At 38.1% G+C, this 2,364-nt stretch carries 2 protein-coding genes; both read right to left on the bottom strand.

Annotated features, from left to right (window positions below; translation table 11 throughout):
- Positions 1-489, bottom strand: a 489-nt coding sequence (locus N784_RS15580) for a class C sortase (protein WP_036836481.1), incomplete at its 3' end; no start/stop codon positions are given.
- Positions 490-569: 80 nt separating this feature from the next.
- Positions 570-2,364: SpaH/EbpB family LPXTG-anchored major pilin (locus tag N784_RS15585; RefSeq protein WP_156965296.1), on the bottom strand; the 1,795-nt coding region annotated here is incomplete at its 5' end.

The raw sequence follows: 2,364 nt of genomic DNA on the forward strand, positions 1-2,364 counted from the left end.
TAAATCTCGAAACATCTTCGCACTTGGCAAACCTCTATGCGCTGTAATGACACTGTGTGTTCCTTTTTCACCAGTCGGAAGTGAAGAATTTTCTAAATGACCAGCTCCTTGTGATAAAACCTTTTCATTCGTTCCGTGATAAACAGGAAGCTCTACGTCGATCTTCGGTATTTCAATGCTGCCAATAGTTGAATCTTGAATGTTCATTGCGTCATAATAGCTTTTGTTCCCACTATGTTCATTTGATGCGTCATTCGTTCCTGCATAAGGGTCAACAAACACCATCTCGGAATCTTTTAATTCTTCATTGTGTTTATTGGCTTTCTCTTTCTCCTCTTTTATTGCTTCTTCATTCATTTTCTCAACGGTCTCATTGTAATCATTTATAACGCTATAATGGACTTTAGTCGCTAAAAGATTACTTATGATAGGATAGGAAAAGATGCCCAACCCAATAACAAATATAGCAATTACCAGTGCTTTCTTCATTCCGTTCCCCTCCTATAGTAAATAATATTTTAACTAGAATAAGCGGGAGAGATGTTCTCCCACTTACTCAAGTAGTGTTATTATGCTGCAGAATTTCTACGACGTAAGAATAGTACTAGCGCGATTCCCATCAAAGTTAAACCGAATAGAGTGAATAGTGTAGAACCAATTCCACCTGTTGTTGGAAGTTCCCAACCAGACTTAGAGTTCTCAACCATTACTTCATATTCATTTGAAGTTACATCGTCTGTAATCGTTACTTCTATGGCATTAGTTAATAAACGATATGGTTTTTCATTACCATCTTTGTCTGTATATGTTGGAGCTTTTGTCTCATGTAAATAATACGTTCCTGGTGTTAGCCCTTCGATAGAAAATTCACCATTTGCATCTGTCGTAAGGTTTTCTAACAAACCGTTATGAACAGTACCATTTACTGTAACAACATCTCCTGTTTCCGTTGTATTAACTACGTTTTCTCCAGCTTCGTCTGTCGTTAATTTAAATTCTGCTCCTTCTAATGTAATAGAGTTATCAGAAGCATCTACCTTAATCACTTGTACGCCACCTTCTGTTGGTGTTACGGTAACTGGTGGTGTTGTCGGTGGATCAACCGGATCTGTTGGGTCTGTTGGGTCTGTTGGATACTTTTCCGTCCAATGTCCATTATCGTTATTAAAGTCAAGACTAGCCGTGTTTTCGATACCAACTTCTCCATTAGCTAACACTGCATCTGGCTTAATTTTTGCCGTGAATGTAATTGTAATATCTTCACCTGGAGTTAATTGACTTAGGTCGTTAACTTCCCAAACTAATTCTTGTCCATTTTGTGTAAACGTAATGTTCCCTTTCGTTGTACCTGTTACTTCCCATCCATCCGTAATACTTCCATCTGCAATAAACTCTAAACGATTATCCAATGTATCTGTTACGCCTAATGCTTTATACTTATTAATATCTTGTGGTGTTTTAATTGTCATGTTATATTTGTACTCTTTATCGCGATCAACATCTAAATGTCCTTGGCCTTCTACGTCTTTTTCGATTTCAGGCTCTTTGTAGTTCGTTACATGACCATTTGCATCAACAAAGCCATCAACTGGCGTCCAGTCTACTACGATATCCTGGCCATTTGTATCCTTCTTCACTTCAAACCAAATTTTTGTATGGTTTGTTGCGAATCCATCAGGTGTTGTTGTTTCTTGGAAATAATATTTTCCTTGAGCTAGATTATCGACTGTAATTTTACCGTTAGCATCTGTTGTTAACTCGCCAATTTGGTTGTCCTCATCATCTGTCGCTACAGTACCATCTTCGTTATATAGTGTAAATCCTACTCCTTGTAATAGGTTACCATCAGCATCTTTCTTAATTAACTCTGCACCAGAACGAATCGTTTCGTTCTTAGGGTAAATCTTTACATCATAGTTTAATTCCGTACCCTCTTTATTCGTCATCGGAATATCTACTGAAAATGTTTCTGGGTTCAAAATAACATGATCTGGGCCATTTGTTTCTTCAACCGTATAGCGGCCTAGTTCAAGACCATTTCCAGTTGAAAATACTGCTTGACCATTTGCATCTGTTGTTTCTGTAAGGGTTGCACCACCTGTTACTTCTGTCCACTCATCTGTTGCAGGATCATAAGAGTGCGTTTGTGTAATCGTATACTCTACCCCTTGTAGTGGTGTAGCATCACTTGGAGGTGTTTGGTCTCCACCTGTACCTGGTTCTCCTTCTAGTGCACCTGGTTCACGTTCAAATTTGTTAATGGTTAACGTTGGATTCGCTTCATCCCCTGATACAGTGTAAGCAAACACTGATTGTGGAATAAAAATGCTTAATAAAAGTGTGAATACGATGAACACATTTAAT

It is taken from the genome of Pontibacillus litoralis JSM 072002 (assembly GCF_000775615.1).
Taxonomy (GTDB): domain Bacteria; phylum Bacillota; class Bacilli; order Bacillales; family BH030062; genus Pontibacillus; species Pontibacillus litoralis.